This is a genomic window from Leifsonia sp. RAF41 (assembly GCF_052114085.1).
Taxonomy (GTDB): domain Bacteria; phylum Actinomycetota; class Actinomycetes; order Actinomycetales; family Microbacteriaceae; genus Leifsonia.
Map to the genome: position 1 here is coordinate 1439830 of NZ_JBFREB010000001.1, position 16528 is coordinate 1456357.

15 protein-coding genes are annotated in these 16528 nt (G+C 68.8%); 13 read left to right on the forward strand and 2 right to left on the reverse strand.

All coding sequences use genetic code 11. The features are described 5' to 3' along the window. Positions 1 to 134 precede the first annotated feature (134 nt). The 10 genes from AB4Y74_RS06940 to AB4Y74_RS06985 all read left to right on the forward strand — a co-directional run bounded on the left by AB4Y74_RS06940 (position 135) and on the right by AB4Y74_RS06985 (position 8657). On the forward strand, positions 135 to 1637 hold the full coding sequence (locus AB4Y74_RS06940) for a sugar porter family MFS transporter (protein ID WP_441798378.1): 1503 nt from the start codon (positions 135 to 137) through the stop codon (positions 1635 to 1637). A gap of 239 nt (positions 1638 to 1876) precedes the next feature. Then, positions 1877 to 2833 carry a 30S ribosomal protein S2 gene (gene rpsB / locus AB4Y74_RS06945; RefSeq protein ID WP_441798379.1) on the forward strand — a complete coding sequence of 319 codons (957 nt, stop codon included), beginning with the start codon at positions 1877 to 1879 and terminating at the stop codon, positions 2831 to 2833. A 47-nt stretch (positions 2834 to 2880) separates the two neighbouring features. Beyond that, positions 2881 to 3711 (forward strand): translation elongation factor Ts, encoded by an 831-nt coding sequence (tsf, locus tag AB4Y74_RS06950; protein WP_441798380.1) that lies wholly within the window; start codon positions 2881 to 2883, stop codon positions 3709 to 3711. 106 nt (positions 3712 to 3817) lie between these two features. Continuing rightward, the gene (gene pyrH / locus AB4Y74_RS06955) at positions 3818 to 4531 is read left to right on the forward strand and encodes a UMP kinase (protein WP_441798381.1); all 714 of its coding nucleotides are present in this window, start codon (positions 3818 to 3820) and stop codon (positions 4529 to 4531) included. A 57-nt stretch (positions 4532 to 4588) separates the two neighbouring features. Next, positions 4589 to 5143 carry a ribosome recycling factor gene (gene frr / locus AB4Y74_RS06960; RefSeq protein WP_441798382.1) on the forward strand — a complete coding sequence of 185 codons (555 nt, stop codon included), beginning with the start codon at positions 4589 to 4591 and terminating at the stop codon, positions 5141 to 5143. Between the two features lie 3 nt (positions 5144 to 5146). Next, positions 5147 to 6199, forward strand: coding sequence for a phosphatidate cytidylyltransferase (locus AB4Y74_RS06965; protein ID WP_441798383.1), 1053 nt, complete (start codon positions 5147 to 5149; stop codon positions 6197 to 6199). 12 nt (positions 6200 to 6211) lie between these two features. Further along, positions 6212 to 6757, forward strand: a complete 546-nt coding sequence (locus AB4Y74_RS06970; RefSeq protein ID WP_441798384.1) for a DivIVA domain-containing protein — start codon at positions 6212 to 6214, stop codon at positions 6755 to 6757. A gap of 54 nt (positions 6758 to 6811) precedes the next feature. Continuing rightward, positions 6812 to 7516, forward strand: coding sequence for a lytic transglycosylase domain-containing protein (locus AB4Y74_RS06975; RefSeq protein ID WP_441798385.1), 705 nt, complete (start codon positions 6812 to 6814; stop codon positions 7514 to 7516). 59 nt (positions 7517 to 7575) lie between these two features. After that, positions 7576 to 7875, forward strand: coding sequence for a hypothetical protein (locus AB4Y74_RS06980; protein WP_441798386.1), 300 nt, complete (start codon positions 7576 to 7578; stop codon positions 7873 to 7875). 2 nt (positions 7876 to 7877) lie between these two features. After that, entirely contained in the window at positions 7878 to 8657 is a 780-nt protein-coding gene (locus AB4Y74_RS06985) for an alpha/beta hydrolase (protein ID WP_441800406.1), read from the forward strand. On the opposite strand, the gene AB4Y74_RS06990 is transcribed toward AB4Y74_RS06985, so the two are convergent. Continuing rightward, a complete protein-coding gene (locus AB4Y74_RS06990; protein WP_441798387.1) occupies positions 8654 to 9691 on the reverse strand; it encodes an AI-2E family transporter in 1038 nt (345 codons plus the stop codon). The genes AB4Y74_RS06985 and AB4Y74_RS06990 overlap by 4 nt on opposite strands. Positions 9692 to 9708: 17 nt before the next feature. Further along, complete coding sequence (locus AB4Y74_RS06995; protein WP_441798388.1) at positions 9709 to 12543, reverse strand: DivIVA domain-containing protein; 2835 nt, start codon at positions 12541 to 12543, stop codon at positions 9709 to 9711. A gap of 191 nt (positions 12544 to 12734) precedes the next feature. On the opposite strand from AB4Y74_RS06995, the gene AB4Y74_RS07000 reads away from it, so the two are divergent. From AB4Y74_RS07000 to AB4Y74_RS07010, 3 genes are all read left to right on the forward strand, one after another. Next, positions 12735 to 14606, forward strand: coding sequence for a hypothetical protein (locus tag AB4Y74_RS07000; RefSeq protein WP_441798389.1), 1872 nt, complete (start codon positions 12735 to 12737; stop codon positions 14604 to 14606). A 71-nt stretch (positions 14607 to 14677) separates the two neighbouring features. Then, entirely contained in the window at positions 14678 to 15643 is a 966-nt protein-coding gene (locus tag AB4Y74_RS07005) for a co-chaperone YbbN (protein ID WP_441798390.1), read from the forward strand. Between the two features lie 67 nt (positions 15644 to 15710). Further along, complete coding sequence (locus AB4Y74_RS07010; RefSeq protein WP_441798391.1) at positions 15711 to 16499, forward strand: SDR family oxidoreductase; 789 nt, start codon at positions 15711 to 15713, stop codon at positions 16497 to 16499. The last annotated feature ends 29 nt before the right edge of the window (positions 16500 to 16528 follow it).

A 16528-nucleotide genomic window follows, 5' to 3' on the forward strand; every position in this document is an offset into this window, starting at 1 on the left:
GTGCACGGTCCTGTGGACGCGCCAGGCCGAAGGTTCTCCCCGGCCGATTCACGGCGTAGCGTGTGGTTCGCCCTCGTGGCGCTCTCTGCGGGTGACGCGAAAACCGGGGCGAGTACAACCGAAAAAGGGATGACATGTCTGAACAACGCAGGAATCCAGCCGCAACAGCCGACGACAACGCACCGCAGCCCACGGCGAAGATGCGCCGCAGGGTGACCGGACTCGCCATCGCAGCAGCGGTCGGCGGATTCCTGTTCGGTTTCGACTCCTCCGTCATCAACGGGGCGGTCGACTCGATCCAGAAGAACTTCGGGCTGAATGCCTTCATCACCGGCTTCATCGTCGCCATCGCCCTGCTCGGTTGCGCCGTCGGCGCGTTCGTCGCGGGTCGGCTCGCCGATCGCTGGGGGCGCCTCAAGGTGATGCTGCTCGGAGCCGGCCTGTTCCTCATCAGCTCCATCGGCGCGGGGCTCGCGTTCTCCGCGTGGGACCTCGGCCTGTGGCGCGTCGTCGGCGGCCTCGGCATCGGCATCGCGTCGGTCGTCGCCCCGGCCTACATCGCAGAGATCTCGCCCCGGCAGTCGCGAGGACGACTCGCCTCGCTGCAGCAGCTCGCCATCACCATCGGTATCTTCGTCGCACTCCTCTCCGACGCGCTGCTCGCCGGAATCGCCGGGTCCGCCGCCAGCCAGCTCTGGCTCGGGCTCGAGGCGTGGCGGTGGATGTTCCTCGTCGGCGTCATCCCCTCGGTCGTGTACGGGATTCTCGCCCTCACCCTGCCGGAGTCGCCGCGCTACCTGCTCACCAACGGGCGCCACGACGAAGCGCGCGCCATTTTCGAGACCCTGGTGCCCGAAGGCGACATCGACCGCCAGATCGGCGACATCGAGAACGCGATCAAGGAGGACCGCGAGGGCGCGAAGGCGACTCTCGTCGGCAACCGTTTCGGCCTGAAGCCGATCGTCTGGATCGGCATCATCCTGTCCGTGTTCCAGCAGTTCGTGGGCATCAACGTGATCTTCTACTACTCGACGACGCTCTGGCAGGCGGTCGGGTTCACCGAGAAGAACTCGCTCCTGATCACGGTCATCACCTCGATCACCAACGTGGTGGTCACGATCGTGGCCATCCTGCTCGTGGACCGCGTCGGCCGCCGCCCGATCCTGCTCACCGGCTCCGTGGGCATGGCGCTCTCGCTCGGCCTCATGGCGCTCTCCTTCACGTTCGCGGAGAAACACGACGGAGTGGTGAGCCTCCCGAATCCCTGGGGTCCGGTCGCGCTGATCGCGGCGAACGTCTTCGTGGTGTGCTTCGGCGCCTCGTGGGGCCCGCTGGTCTGGGTGCTGCTCGGCGAGATCTTCCCGAGTCGCATCCGCGGAAAGGCACTCGGCGTCGCGGCTGCGGCGCAGTGGATCGCCAACTTCCTGGTGACCATCTCCTTCCCGCCGATGTCGGACTTCTCACTGCCGTTCACCTACGGCATGTACGCGATCTTCGCGGCCCTGTCGTTCTTCTTCGTCTTCTTCAAGATCCCGGAGACGAACGGCATGGCGCTGGAGCAGGCCGAGACCCTGTTCAAGAACGCCGGAGGCCGCGCCCGGGGTCCGCAGGTGCGGTCGACCGGCGACTCGGCGTAGCGCCCTTTCCTGCTAAGCTGTTTGGAGCACTCCGCTCGTCGGGGTGACTACGCGTGCCCGCAATCCTGCCAAGCAACACCTGCAGGGGCGCCTCCTCGCGGAGGCGGTACGCGCATCCACCGGTCTCCCTTCCACGTCACGGTCTTACTGTGCGGGCGGAAGGGTGCGGATGCGCGCGGGGCACCAGGAGTGACGGCCGCCGGCCGTCGCAGACAACCGCAAGCAAAAGGAGAACGGCTATGGCCGTCGTAACCATGCGCCAGCTGCTCGACAGCGGCGTCCACTTCGGGCACCAGACCCGCCGCTGGAACCCGAAGATGAAGCGCTTCATCCTCACCGAGCGCTCGGGCAGCTACATCATCGACCTGCAGCAGTCGCTCGCGTACATCGACAAGACGTACGACTTCGTCCGCGAGACCGTCGCCCACGGCGGCACCATCCTCTTCGTCGGCACCAAGAAGCAGGCCCAGCAGGCGATCGCCGAGCAGGCGACCCGCGTGGGCCAGCCCTACGTCAACCAGCGCTGGCTGGGTGGTCTGCTGACCAACTTCCAGACCGTGTCCAAGCGCCTCGCTCGCATGAAGGAGCTCGAGGAGCTCGACTTCGAGGGCACCACCAGCGGCTTCACCAAGAAGGAACTGCTGATCAAGAAGCGCGAGCTGGACAAGCTCCACAAGTCGCTCGGCGGCATCCGCAACCTCAGCAAGACTCCGAGCGCGCTCTGGGTGGTCGACACCAAGAAGGAGCACCTCGCGATCGACGAGGCCAAGAAGCTGGGCATTCCGGTCATCGGCATCCTCGACACGAACTGCGACCCGGACGAGGTCCAGTACCCGATCCCGGGCAACGACGACGCCATCCGCTCCGTCACGCTGCTGACCCGCATCGTCGCCGACGCGGCGGCCGAGGGCCTCATCCAGCGTCACCAGAAGCCCGAGGAGGGCGCTGAGCCCACCGAGCCGCTGGCCGAGTGGGAGCAGGAGCTCCTCCAGGGCACCGACGAGGTCCAGTCGAGCGCCGAGACCACCAAGGCAGCGGACGCCGACCTGGCCGAGGCGAAGGCAGACTCTGCCGACATCATCGCCGAGGGCGAGTCCGACGCTGTCGAGACCGAGGCGACCGAGGCTGAGACGGCCGAGGTCGTCGCCGAGGCCGAGGGCGAGGCGGACGCTGCTGCGGACGCCGAGTCCAAGTAGTCCAGCCTCCAACAACAGTCTTCGAGACAGAAGGTTCCAGTCAGAACATGGCAAACATCAGCATCGCCGACATCAAGGCTCTCCGTGAGCAGCTCGGCACCGGCATGGTCGACACCAAGAAGGCGCTCGAGGAGGCCGATGGCAACATCGAGAAGGCCACCGAGATCCTGCGCCTGAAGGGTGCGAAGGGCAACGCGAAGCGCGCCGACCGCTCCACGAGCGAGGGGCTCGTCGCAGCCAAGGAGAACGGCAACGGCACCGCCACGATGATCGAGCTCGCGTGCGAGACCGACTTCGTCGCGAAGGGTGACAAGTTCGTCGCCCTGTCCGAGAAGGTGCTCGACGCGGCGGCCGCCGCGGGCGCCACCACCGTGGAGGAGGCCCTCGCGGCCCCCGCCGGCAGCCAGACCGTCGCCGAGCTCATCGGTGACGAGGCCGCCATCCTCGGCGAGAAGGTCGAGCTTCGCCGCATCGCCGTCGTGAACGGGGACAACTTCGCGATCTACCTGCACAAGACCTCCAAAGACCTGCCCCCGCAGGTCGGTGTCGTCCTCGGCTACGCCGGCGACGACGCGGAGACGGCTCGCAGCATCGCGCAGCACATCTCGTTCGCCAACCCGACGTACCTCAACCGTGAGGACGTTCCGGCCAGCGAGGTCGAGAACGAGCGTCGCATCGTCGAGGAGATCTCGCGCAACGAGGGCAAGCCGGAGGCCGCGCTCCCGAAGATCATCGAGGGCCGCCTCGGCGCCTACTTCAAGCAGGTCGCCCTGCTCGAGCAGGAGTACGCCCGCGATAACAAGCAGACGATCAGCCAGGTGCTGAAGGACTCGGGTCTCACCGTGTCCGGCTTCGCCCGGTTCAAGGTCGGCGCGTAGCAGACGATGAAGGAGTCCGGATCGTGACAACGATCCGGACTCCTTTTCTGTGCGCGGCACCCGCTAGCGTTAACCAGAACCACCGACGGAAGGACGTTGATCACGCATGACGGCAGCCAACAAGAGACGCAGGGTCCTTCTGAAACTGTCCGGCGAGGCTTTCGGAGCCGGCCAGCTGGGCGTGAACCCGGACGTCGTCAGCAGCATCGCCCGTGAGATCGCGCAGGCGGCTCAGGATGTGGAGATCGCGATCGTCGTCGGTGGCGGCAACTTCTTCCGCGGCGCCGAACTGTCGCAGCGCGGCATGGACCGCGGACGCGCCGACTACATGGGCATGCTCGGCACCGTCATGAACGCGCTCGCCCTGCAGGACTTCCTCGAGCAGGCCGGCGCTGAGACGCGCGTCCAGTCCGCCATCTCGATGACCCAGGTCGCCGAGCCGTACATCCCTCGCCGCGCCGAGCGCCACCTCGAGAAGGGCCGCGTCGTCATCTTCGGCGCCGGGGCGGGCCTGCCGTACTTCTCGACCGACACGGTCGCGGCGCAGCGTGCGCTGGAGATCAGCGCCGACCTGGTGCTCGTCGCGAAGAACGGTGTCGACGGCATGTACGACGACGACCCTCGCACCAACCCGGACGCCCGCAAGATCGACCAGATCACGCACCAGGAGGCTCTGCAGCAGAACCTGAAGGCCGTCGACTCGACGGCGCTCAGCCTCTGCATGGACAACGGGATGCCGATGCGCATCTTCGGCATCGAGCCGGCAGGCAACGTGACCGCCGCCCTGCTCGGCGCCGAGATCGGGACACTGCTCGGCTGAGACCTCAGCGGCCGCGCAATAGACTAGACACCGACCCACCGATCTGAAGGAGACACCGTGATCGCGGATGTGATTTCCGACGCCCGCCAGCGCATGAGCAAGACCGTGGAGGCGGCGAAGGAGGACTTCGGCACCGTGAGCGCGGGCCGCGCCAACCCGGCACTCTTCCAGAAGGTCCTGGTCGACTACTACGGTTCGCCGACGCCGCTGGCTCAGCTTGCCGGCCTGCAGAACCCGGAGGCGCGCGTCCTGCTCGTCACGCCGTACGACAAGTCGGCGCTCAAGGACATCGAGCGAGCCATCGTGACGATGCCGAACCTCTCGGCCAACGTCGGCAACGACGGCGAGATCGTCCGCGTGACGCTTCCGGAGCTGACGGAGGACCGTCGCAAGGAGTTCGTCAAGATCGTCCGCGGCAAGGGCGAAGACGCCAAGGTGGCTCTGCGCAACATCCGCCGCAAGGCGAAGGACGACCTGGACGCCCTGAAGGGCGAGGTCGGCGACGACGAGCTGTCCCGCGGCGAGAAGGAGCTGGAGAGCCTGACGCGCACGCACGTCGACGCCGTCGACGAGGCGTTGAAGCGCAAGGAAGCCGAACTCCTCGAGGTCTAACGGATGACCGACGAGAGCAGTTCCGGACCACCGACTCCACCGGTGGCGGGCACCCCGTCGGCGACGAGCGGGGCGGACCACGCGTCCGCCGCTGACCCGTCGGCCCGTCGGGCCAAGCCGCGCTCGCGCGAGGAACTCCGCGCACAGGTGCAGGCGACACGCGCCGACTTCGAGCGTCAGGTACAGGTGCGCAAGGCGCAACTGGATGCGACGCAAGAGCGGATCGCCGCGCGTACCGGCCGCAACCTGATCCTGGCCACCGTCATCGGGCTGGTCGTCGGCGCGCTCGTCGTGGTGAGCCTGATCTTCATCAAGGAACTCTTCCTGGTGTTCGGGATGGCGATGGTCGGCTTCGCGGCATTCGAATTGGCGCAGGCGTTCCGCGGGTCCGGTCGTCGGGTGCCGCGCATCGCGACGGTGGTGGCGGCGGTCGGGATCGTGCCGGCCGCGTTCTTCTTCCACGCGGGCGGCCAACTCGTCGCGCTGTCGGTCGGCATCGTCCTGATCGTGGTCTGGCGTCTCGTGGAGGAGCTCTTCATACCGGCCGGACGGCGCAGTCCGCGTGCGCTCGGCATCGACCTGCTGTGGTCGGTGTTCGTGCAGCTGTACGTCACTCTGCTCGGCAGTTTCGCGATCCTCCTCCTTGCGGAGCAGGGCGGCGAGTGGTGGGTGCTGGCGTTCCTCATCCTGGTCGTCGCCGTCGACACCGGCGCCTACGTGAGCGGCCTGTCCTGGGGCAAGCACCCGATGGCTCCCACCATCAGCCCGAAGAAGACCTGGGAAGGTTTCGCCGGAGCGGCCGCGGCCGCGATCATCGCGGGTGTCCTGCTCTCGATCTTCATGATCGGCGAGTCGTGGTGGTTCGGTGTCATCTTCGGCATCGTCATCCTGCTGACGGCGACGGCCGGCGACCTGGCCGAGTCGCTGATCAAGCGCGATCTGGGAATCAAGGATATGAGCTCGTGGCTCCCGGGACACGGCGGCTTCCTCGACCGGCTCGACTCGATCCTTCCGTCGGCAGCGGCCACCTACGTGCTGTTCCTGATCTTCCGATGACAGAATGGGGGAGTGAGCACGTTCCCCCGCAGCCCCAAGTCCCAGCCGGGCTACGACGTCGAGCAGGTGGATGAGTTCCTGTCGACCGCCCGCCGCTCCTACGACGGCGACGAGTCGGCACCCGATCTCACGGCGGCGGACATCCGCCACACGGCCTTCCCGATGATGAAGGGCGGCTACTCCACCACGCACGTCGACGCGGCGCTGGAGCGCCTGGAAGACGCGTTCGCTGCCCGGGAGCGGGAGGCGGCGCGCACGCGCAAAGGCGACGCGGCCTGGTTCGAGGAGGCCCGGACGACGGCGCAGGTCGTTCTCAACCGTCTCGACCGGCCGCTGGGGCAGCGGTTCGAGCGCGTGAGCTTCCTGACGTTGGGCTACAACCGCAACGACGTCGACCGGTTCGCGAACCGTCTGGTGCGCTATTTCCAAGACGGCCGACCGATGAGCGTCGACGAGGTGCGGACGGTGACGTTCCGTGAGCAGCGCGGCGGATATCGCGAGATGCAGGTCGATCTGCTCCTCGACAGCGTCACGGATGTCATGCTGGCGGTTCGCTGAGTGCGGGGGCCGAATCTTGGGTTTTCCGCCGATCTCCGTTATCGTTCTGTGATCGTGGGTAGAAGAGCAGAGGCAGCAGCAGAGATCGTGCCGCTGACTCCGGCCAACCCGGTCGGCGTCGCATTCAAGCGGTCGCGGCGTCCGCATATCCGGTCGCACGCGGCGGTGTGGGGTTTCGCCTTCACCGCGGCCGTCGGCTTCGCACTGGTGAACGTCGTCGACCCGTTCTCGGGGACCACGACCACGCCGGCGTATGCGGAGGCGATGCAGAGCATCCCGACCACCGACCGTTACGACGGCGCTCCGGCCCAGAATCTCACGGCGCCGGATTCTGCGGCCCTGACGATCACGCGTGACGCGGTGACGGTCAAGGAGAAGCCCAAGCCCACCCCGACGCCGACCCCCAAGCCGGTCGCCTCGGCGAAGAAGTCGTCGGTCAACAGCAACCCCACCGCTCCCATCCCGAGCGCCGGGTCCGCGCGCGACATCGGCTACCAGCTGATGCAGCAGCACGGCTGGGGCGACGACCAGTGGGGCTGCCTCGACAGCCTGTGGAGCCGGGAATCCGGCTGGCGGGTGAATGCCGCGAACCCGAGCGGCGCATACGGCATCCCGCAGGCTCTCCCCGGCAGCAAGATGGGCCCGGGGTGGCAGACCGACGCTTCCGTGCAGATCAACTGGGGGCTCGGCTACATCGCCGGCCGCTACAGCACTCCGTGCGGCGCGTGGGCGCACTCGGAGTCCGACGGCTGGTACTGATCGCCGACAGCGTCGGCGACACTGACCGGACGCCGGTGGGCCGCACGTAGACTTGACGCATGCCGCGTTCCAACCGTCCCCGGGGCCGCACCGGCGGTCGCCCGGAGGAGGACCCGTACGGCCTCGACCGCCTGCTTGCCGGCTGGCGACGCACGGAAACCCGCCGCGGCGGGGAATGGAACGTACAGCCGGTGTCGGCCGCCCAGTCGCAGAAGACGTACGTCTGCCCGGGATGCGGACGCGACATCCCGCCCGGAACCTCGCACGTCGTCGCGTGGCGCGCGGACGGCGTGCTCGGCGACGCATCCGACCTGGCCGCCCGGCGGCACTGGCACGAGTCCTGCTGGAGGATCGCATGAGCATGGAGCCCACGAGCATGGAACCCACGAGCGCTGAACCCACGAGAGCCGAGGCAACGACGGTCGAGATCCGGGGCGGTGTCGAACTGCCCGCGCGCCGGGAGGACGTCGAGCTGCGCACCGCCGACGGACTGACGCTGGTCGGCGAGCTGGCCCGCCCGCTCGACCGGGAGCCGGTGGCCACCCTCGTCACTCTGCACCCGCTTCCCACGGCCGGTGGGTTCATGGACTCGCACATCCTGCGCAAGGCGGCGGGGCGCCTCCCGGCCCTGGCGGATATCGCGGTGCTGCGGTTCAATACCCGCGGCACGGCATCGCCGCGTGGACGCAGCGATGGCTCGTTCGAGGAGGGCGTGGGTGAGCGTTCCGACGTCGAGGCCGCCATGGCGTTCGTCGAGGAGCGCGGCCTACCGCATCCGTGGCTGCTGGGATGGTCGTTCGGCACGGAGCTGGCGCTCATGTACGGCCGGGAGCTGCCGGTCGACGGCGTCATCCTGCTCTCGCCGCCGCTTCACCGTGCCCAGCCGCATCACCTCGCCTCCTGGGCGGGCGACACCCGACCGATCGTCGCACTCATCCCGGAGAACGACGACTATCTTCGCCCGGCAGAGGCGCAGCAGCGTTTCGCGCCTCTGCCGCAGATCGAACTGGTCAACGTCGAAGGCGGCAAGCACCTGTGGGTGGGGGAGAACCAGACTCGCCGCGTGCTGACGGAGGTCGTGCAGCGACTCAACCCGTCGGCGTTGCCGCTGCCGACGGAGTGGCCGCCGCCCGCAGCCTAGAGCTCGTTCTGCCGGGGGATGACCACCTGCTTGACGATGAGCAGGATAGCCGCGGCGAACGGGATCGCGACGAGCGCTCCGAGGATCCCGAGCAGCGTGCCGCCGGCGAGAGCGGCCACGACCACCAGCGCACCGGGGACCGACACAGCGCGGTTCATGATGCGCGGGCTCAGGAAGTACGCCTCCACCTGCATGTACGCGAGGTAGTAGATGGCGGCGGCGATCGCGGTTGGGGGGCCGGCCAGGAAGCAAGCGGCGACGATGATCACCGAGCCCGTGATCGTCCCGACGAGCGGGATCAGCGAGAAGAAGAACGCGATGGATGCGAGCAGGATCGGAAACTTCGCGCCGATGACCGTCAGGAAGATCGCGCTGAGGATGCCGTTGACCAGAGCGAGGGAGACCTGCCCCATCACGTACTTGCCGACCGAGTCGGTGATCTGGTCGCCGAGGTCGGCGAAGCGGGCGCGCCGCGACGCGGGGACGAGTTGGTAGGCGGAGCGTTTGATGCTCGGCAGGGAGGCCGTGAAGTAGATCGTCAGGATGACGACGATGATGGCGCCGAAAACTCCCTGCACGATCCCGACGCCCGTCTGCAGCACCTTCGAGGTGATGTCGGGGAGGTTCTGCTGCAGCCACTTCGTCACCGCGTCGATGTTCTGCTGGTTGACGATCGAGGGGAACTGGTGCTGGAGGCTCAGGAACCAGTCTTCCGCGCCGCCGTTGTTGACCCAGGAGATCGTGTTGTTGACCAGCTGGGTGGCCTGATCGACGGCGACCGGGACGATCGCCCAGATCAGGCCGATGAACGCGCCGATGATGACGACCAGCGCGACGGTGAGCGCCAGCCACCGCGGGAAGCGGCGGCGTTCCAGGAACGAGATCAGCGGCTCGATGCCCAGTGCGAGGAAGAGCGCAGCGCCGATGTAGGTGATGATCGTCGCCAGGCTGACGATCGACATGAGGATGAGGATCCCGAGCCCGACCCCGAGCGTTCCGATCAGGCCGAGGCGGAACGAGTTCTGGATCTTCACGTAGCGTCCCCCTGGGATCAGTCGCGGTCTGCGGTCACCTTCTCAGCCTGCTGCAGGACGCCCCGGAGATTCTCGAAGTACCCGGCCACGGCCTCACGCTCGATCCTAATCTGGGTGAGCCTCTCCTCGGCGTCGGCCACCAGGCGTTGTGTACGCTCCTCGGTCTCCGCGAGCAGAGCGGCCGAGCGCTCTTCGGCATCCCGGATGACCGCGGCCGCCGTGTCCTCCGCCTTCGACCGGGCCTCGGTGACGGTGCGCCGTGCCTCCGCCTCGAAGGCCTCCGCCTCCGATCGCGCCTGCGCTGTGCGCTTGACGGCGTCCGCAAGCTGAAGGTTCGCCTCGTCGAGGTACTTCTGCGTCTGAGCGACGGCCTCCTGGTGACGCGCCAGGTACTCCTTCTCGGCCTCGTCGCGGCGTGCGCGGAGTTCGACGTCGAGGTCGATGCGGGCCTGCTCGACCTCTCGTGTGCGGGCGTCGACCTCTTCTTGTGTGGATGTGCGCAGCTGCGTCAATTCGGCGTCGAGGGCTGCGCGGGCGCCCGTCGCTTCCTGCTCGAATGCCGCGGTGCGCTCCGCCAGTTCTGCCTCCAGGGCCGTTCGGGCCTGGGCGACGTCCCGGGCGAGCTCTGCGCGCGCTTCAGCGGTCTCCTTCTCCAACGCGACGCGGGTCTGCTGAGCGTCATCGGCCAGGGCGACCCGCGTGCGCTCGGCGTCGCGCTCCAACTCCAGCCGCTGCTGTTCGCGCTGGTCCGCCAGCTCGTTCGCGGTGGCCTCCCGGCGGTCGGCGAGTTCGGTCGTGGTGCTCCGCACGTCCTCCGCGAGTCGGCTGCGGGTCTGCTCCTTCTCCGCGGTCAGGGCGCTCGTGGTCTTCTCGACCTCGGCGGACAGCGACTTCTTCGTCTGGACGACCTCGGCTGCCAGAGCCGACTTCGTGGTCGTGACCTCGGTCTCGAGGGCCGATTTCGTCTGCTCGACCTCGGCCGCGAGCTCGCTCTTCGTCTGCTCCACCTCGGCGGCGAGGGTGGTCCTCGTCCGCTCCACCTCATCGGCCAGTTCGGCTTTCGTGGTGGTTACCTCGGTCGCGAGCGCCGTTGTGGTCTGCTCCACCTCGGCGGCGAGGGCGGCCTTGGTGGTGGTGACCTCGGTCTCGAGCGCGGACCGGGTCTGCTCGACCTCTGCCGCCAGGGCGGACGTGGTCGTCTCGACTTCGGCCGCGAGTCGGGCGCGCTCTGCGATCAGCTCGGCTTCGACTGCGCTGCGCTCCCGGGCGATCTCATCGGCGAGGGCGGTGCGGGCCGCGTCCACTTCCGTCGCCAGCTCGGCGCGGAGGTCGGCCGCCTCACTGTCGAGCTCGCGCCGCTGGCGCTCCGCGTCGGCTGCGAGCCGGGAGCGGGTCTGCTCCACTTCTGCGGCGAGCTCGCTGGTGGTCTGCTCGCGCTCCGCCGCGAGCTGGGCGCCGGTCGCGGCGCGGTCGGCTTCGAGGGCCGCACGTGTCTCCGTCGTCTCCTTCTCGAGAGTGGTGCGTGTCTGCAGTGTGTCGTTCGCGAGCTGCGTGGTGGTGCGCTCCACCTCCTCCGCGAGCGCGGACCGGGTCGTCGTGACGTCGTTCTCCAGGGTGGCGCGTGTCGACGTCACCTCGCTCTCGAGGGCGGAACGCGTCGTGGTGACCTCGGTCTCGAGTTCCGACTTCGTGCGCGTGACCTCTTCGGTCAGAGCGGAGCGGGTGCGCGTGACCTCGTCGGCGAGCTCCGCCTGGGCGCGTTCGACCTCGTCGGCGAGGGCGCTGCGCGTCGATGTGACGTCGGCGTCCAGCGCGGTGCGCGCCTGTTCGACCTCGGCCGCGAGAGCCGCCCTGGTCTGCTCCACCTCGGCGGCGAGCGACTTGGTGGTCTGCTCCACCTCGGTCTGCAGGGCGAGCCGGCGCGACTTCTCGTCGTTCTCGAGGTCGGCCCGCGTCTGCGCGACGGAGGCCGCGAGTTCGGAGCGCTGGGTCTCGACCTCGGAGGCGAGGTCGGCGCGCGCCTGAGCGGCCTCCGCGGCGAGGGCGTTGCGGGATTCGGTCTCTTCCGCGGCGAGGCGGTCGGCGGTCTCTGCGACCCGGCGATCCAGCTCGAGACGCGTCTGGGCCGCCTCGCGCTCGAACGCCGCACGATCGGCGGCGAGAGCGTTCTCCAGCTCGCTGCGGCGCGTGGCGATCGTGCGGTCGAGCTCGGCGGCCTCGGCGCGTGCGGCTTCCGCCTCACGAGAGGCGACGGCCTTCAGCTCGGCGGCCTCTCGGTCGGCCTCGGCGCGGACGGCCGCGGCCTCCCGCTTGCTGGTCGCCCGCAGCTCGGCTGCTTCGGTCGCGACGGCGCCGCGAATGGCGGCCGCCTCGCGCATGGCGTCGGTGAGGAGGGTCTCCTTGTCGGCACGCGTCTTCGTGAGCAGCTCACCGGACTCGATCTGCGCGTCCTCGAGAAGGGTCGTCGCACGGGCCTGGGCGTCGGCCAGGATGCGTTCGGCCTGAGCGGCCGCGGCCTTCTTCACCTTCTCGATCTCGGCGGCCACTCCGGCGCGCAGTTTCTCCGCGTCGATGTCGGCCTGTGCGATCAGGCGGGTGGACTGCTCTTCGGCGACGCGGAGCGTGGTCTCGAGTTTGGTCCCGAGGCCGGCGTAGGTGGGGCTGCCGACTTCCTCGATCTCGGCGTTGAGGTCCTCGATGCGCGCCTGGAGTCGCTTGATCTCTTTGGCCGAGTCCGCTGCTTGCGTGTTCGACTTGATGAGCTCGCGCCGCAGCTCCTGCAGCGCCTTGTCGACCTCGTCCTTGTCGTAGCCACGGAAGGCTTGGGTGAAGGTGGATTCGTCGGTGGCCACTGTTGATGCTCCTGGGGGATTCTTCGGGTCGACTCGCCGCGCGCGTGCCGGATCGATCCTACAATTTGCCGTCTGCGCCCGCACTGGGGGCTGCGCGAGCGTCCAGGCAAGGGTTAGCTGGCTTTCAGACACGTCCGGTATCGTCGAGTGTCTGTGCCCGCCCCCGAACTTCGGCACATGAGGAGTCCTGCTTGCGTTTCGTACTCGCTATCGTCGCGTTCGTGGTCGCCGCCGTCATGATCGTGGCCGGCATCGCGCAGCGCACCGTCTTCGCGCCCCCCAGCAGGGTCGAGGCCGCTGCGACGGTGTCCGGAGACCCGCGATACCTGGTGATCGACGGGTCGGCGCTGAACGCCCATCCCGGACAGCAGACGTTGACCGTCGCGGACGCGCCGCAGGGCGTGAAGCCCGTCGTGGCTTACGGCCGTACAGCGGACGTCAAGGCATGGCTCGGCGACCAGAAGTACGTCGCCATCCGCTATCAGAAGGCGACCGGAGGACTCGCGACGAAGTCGGTCACTCCGAAGCAGGCCGCGTCTGCAAGCGGTAACGACAGTTCCAAACCGGCGGCGTCGGCGACTCCGACGCCGGCCCCGTCCGCGACGGCGGGCGCGACCAGCGGCTCGGCCACCACGCCCACCGCCGGCCCGAACCCGGCGGGCTCCGACCTCTGGCTCGAGGAGTTCGACGGCCAGGACGCCCAGGTGACGCGCATGAACATCCCCGACGACGTCAGCGTCATCGTCGCGTCCGACGGACAGAAAGCGGCGCCCTCCCGCGTCACCGTGACGTGGCCGGTCGACTCCAGCACCCCGTGGGCGTTCCCGCTCATCATCGGCGGGCTCATCCTGCTCGTCATCGGCATCGCCCTGTATCTGTGGGGTCTGTACACGCACCGCCGCTCGCGCGGCCCGCGTCGCAAGAGCGGCCCGAAGATGCCGAAGCTGCCGAAGGCCCCCAAGTACAAGCCCACCGCCATGATCGAGACCACTCCTCGCGGACGACGGTCGACCCGTCGCGCCCGCGTCATCCTGCCCGTCGCCCTCGCCGGAGCGCTCGCCCTGACGGGGTGCACCGCCGGGACGGACGCGGCGACGCCGTCGAAGACCTCCACCCCCCTGGCGACGGAGGCACCCGACTCGGCTGACCAGATGCCGCCTGCGGTCACCGTGCCGCAGCTCGAGCGCATCGTCAAGCGCATCTCCGACTCGGCGACGGAGGCCGACTCCAAGGCGAGCGCGGACCTCGCCAAGGCGCGGTTCACCGGGCCGGCGCTCCAGCTTCGTCAGGCCAACTACGCCATCCGTGCGAAGAAGACCGACGAGCCGGCGCTCCCGGCCATCCCCGCGAGCCCGATCGTGCTGTCGTTGCCCCAGGCCACCGACAGCTGGCCACGGACCGTCGCCGCGGTCATCGAGAGCCCCAAGGATGCCAAGGGCAACGCCCAGGCGCCGATCGCCCTGACGATGGTGCAGAAGTCGCCGCGCGACAACTACCAGGTCGAGTACGCGATCTCGCTGGAGCCCAAGGCCAAGGTTCCGAACCTCGCACCAGCGAGCATCGGCTCGGCGGTCGTGCCGCCGGACTCGAAGCTCCTCGCCCTCGCACCGGAGAAGGTGTCGGCCGCGTACGGCGACGTCCTGATGAACGGTGACAAGAGCCAGTATGCGAACCTGTTCAGCGCCGAGGGCGACACCCTGCGCACTCAGGTCGGCGCCGATTGGAAGGCCAAGCAGAAGGCTGCCGTCCCCGCCACCGCGTCGCTCGCGTTCACGACCGGCCCGGGTCCCGGCACAGACGTCGCCATGGCGACCAACGACTCCGGCGCCATCGTCTGGACCGACCTGCAGGAGTCGCAGGTGCTCAAGGTCGTCGAGGCAGGCGCTGAGGTGAGCGCAGGCGCCACGGCGGCAGCCCTCAGCGGAGTGGCGACGTCGAAGACCGGTATTCAGTCCGACTTCGGCTACCAGCTCGCGTTCTACGTCCCGCCGGCCGGCTCCGACGCGAAGATCACCCTCCTCGGGTTCGCCCAGGGCATGGTGTCCGCCAAGCAGATCCCGTAGCGGGTCGCGTCGACGCGAGTATCGTTGACTCTCGCGTCGATCGCGTTCCGGCGCACGCATCTGGAGGATCAATGAGCAACGTCCCGCCCCCGCCCACCAATCTGCGCGGGGCCGTCGACCTCAGCTCGCTCGTCAATCGGCCTGCCCCGGCCGACGCCGCCGCCGGACAGCCGGCGGGCGAAGCGCTGACGCTGCCGAGCCTGTACTTCGAGGGCACCGACGCCAACTTCAACGACTTCATCGACCTGTCCATGCGGGTCCCCGTGGTCGTCGATCTCGGAACCGCCCGGTCGGAGCAGTCGACGCAGTTCTCGGCGGTGCTCGATCGCGTGATCGGCGGCTTCACCGGCCGTCTGGTACTGGTCAAGATCGACGTGGATGCGAACCCGCAGCTCACCCAGGCCTTCCAGGCGCAGGCGGTCCCCACCGTCGCAGCGCTCGTAGGGGGCCGTCCCGTCCAGCTGTTCGCCGGAGTCGTGCCGGAGGAGCAGCTGCGCGAGGTCTTCGAGCAGCTGCTCCAGCTGGCCGCCCAGAACGGCGTCACCGACACCGTGACCGTGGAGGGTGGACCGGACGCGGAGGGCGATTCCGAGGCCTCGGCCGAGCCGGCTCCGGAGCCGCCCTTGCCGCCGCTTCATGCTGAGGCGTACGAGGCGATCGATCGGGGCGACTACGAGAGCGCGATCCGCGCATACCGCACGGCGATCGCGCAGGACCCGCGCGACACCATGGCCGCCGCAGGGCTCGCGCAGGTGAGCCTGCTGGCCCGGCTCAGCGGTCACACCGCCGACGAGCTCCGCGCGGCCGCAGCCGACGCTCCCGGCGATGCCGCCGCTCAGCTGGGGGTAGCGGACCTGGACATCTCCGGCGGCCACATCGAGGATGCGTTCGACCGCCTCCTCACCGTGTTCCCGACCCTCGACGCGGAGAGCAAGGATGAGGTGCGCGCGCGGATCCTCGAGTATTTCGAGATCGTGGGTGTGGACGACCCGCGTGTCGGCAAGGCCAGGGCTAGGCTGGCGTCGCTGCTGTACTGAGTCCGTCCCCGCTGGACGGCCGTCGGCGGCGATCCTCACCCGCCTCACCGTTCAGGAGTGATCGCGCATGTCTCGTGTGCTCGTCGTCGGAGGCACCGGCCTGGCCGGACGCGCCGTCACCGCAGAGGCGGTCGAGCGTGGGCATGAGGTCGTCGTGGCCGCGCGCCGGGTTCCGGACGACGACGCCGACCACTATGTGAACGGCGCCGCCTATGTCACCGCCGACCTGGTGACCGGGAGCGGGCTGGAGGAGGCGGTCGACGGCGTCGACGTCATCGTCGACACCAGCAACGCCACGGGCAAGCAGGCCGCGCACGTCTTCGCGACCGGCGCGCAGAACCTGATGCACACCGCGGCGCGCTTCGGTGTGCACCGCGCGGTTCTGCTGTCGATCGTGGGGGCCGACCGGTCGGCATACGGCTACTACCGCGCTAAGGCTGCGCAGGAGCGCGCCTACCTCGATTCGGCGCTCGACACCCGGATCGTCCGGGCGACCCAGTTCCATGACTTCGTCACAGCGATCTTCGACCGCGGGCGCCCGTTGGGTGCGCTGCTCGCTCCGACCAGCACGCGGTTCCAGCCAATCGCGGTGGGGGATGTGGCACGGGTGCTCGTCGACGCAGCGGAGGGGGACGGTGAGCCGGGGAGCGTGATCCACGTCGGAGGACCGCGCGTCGAATCGGCCCGCTCGCTCGCCGAGCAGTGGAAGCAGGGAAGCGGGAGCCGCCGCGTCATCCTGCCGGTCCGTCTCGGCGGCGCGCTCGGGGCCACCTGGCGCGCCGGACGCAACCTGGTCCCCGAGCACGCCGTCGACGGCGGCCTCGGCTACGGCGCCTGGATCGAATCCCGCGCCTGACCCGGCCGCCTCAGCGACGCCGCCTCAAC

Excerpts from the sequence above, each read along its gene's own strand:
- AB4Y74_RS06980 (WP_441798386.1), top strand. The coding sequence starts at position 7,576 with ATGCCGCGTTCCAACCGTCCCCGGGGCCGCACCGGCGGTCGCCCGGAG.
- AB4Y74_RS07005 (WP_441798390.1), top strand. The coding sequence starts at position 14,678 with ATGAGCAACGTCCCGCCCCCGCCCACCAATCTGCGCGGGGCCGTCGAC.
- tsf (WP_441798380.1), top strand. The coding sequence starts at position 2,881 with ATGGCAAACATCAGCATCGCCGACATCAAGGCTCTCCGTGAGCAGCTC.
- rpsB (WP_441798379.1), top strand. The coding sequence starts at position 1,877 with ATGGCCGTCGTAACCATGCGCCAGCTGCTCGACAGCGGCGTCCACTTC.
- AB4Y74_RS07010 (WP_441798391.1), top strand. The coding sequence starts at position 15,711 with ATGTCTCGTGTGCTCGTCGTCGGAGGCACCGGCCTGGCCGGACGCGCC.
- AB4Y74_RS06940 (WP_441798378.1), top strand. The coding sequence starts at position 135 with ATGTCTGAACAACGCAGGAATCCAGCCGCAACAGCCGACGACAACGCA.
- AB4Y74_RS06985 (WP_441800406.1), top strand. The coding sequence starts at position 7,878 with ATGGAGCCCACGAGCATGGAACCCACGAGCGCTGAACCCACGAGAGCC.
- pyrH (WP_441798381.1), top strand. The coding sequence starts at position 3,818 with ATGACGGCAGCCAACAAGAGACGCAGGGTCCTTCTGAAACTGTCCGGC.
- AB4Y74_RS06965 (WP_441798383.1), top strand. The coding sequence starts at position 5,147 with ATGACCGACGAGAGCAGTTCCGGACCACCGACTCCACCGGTGGCGGGC.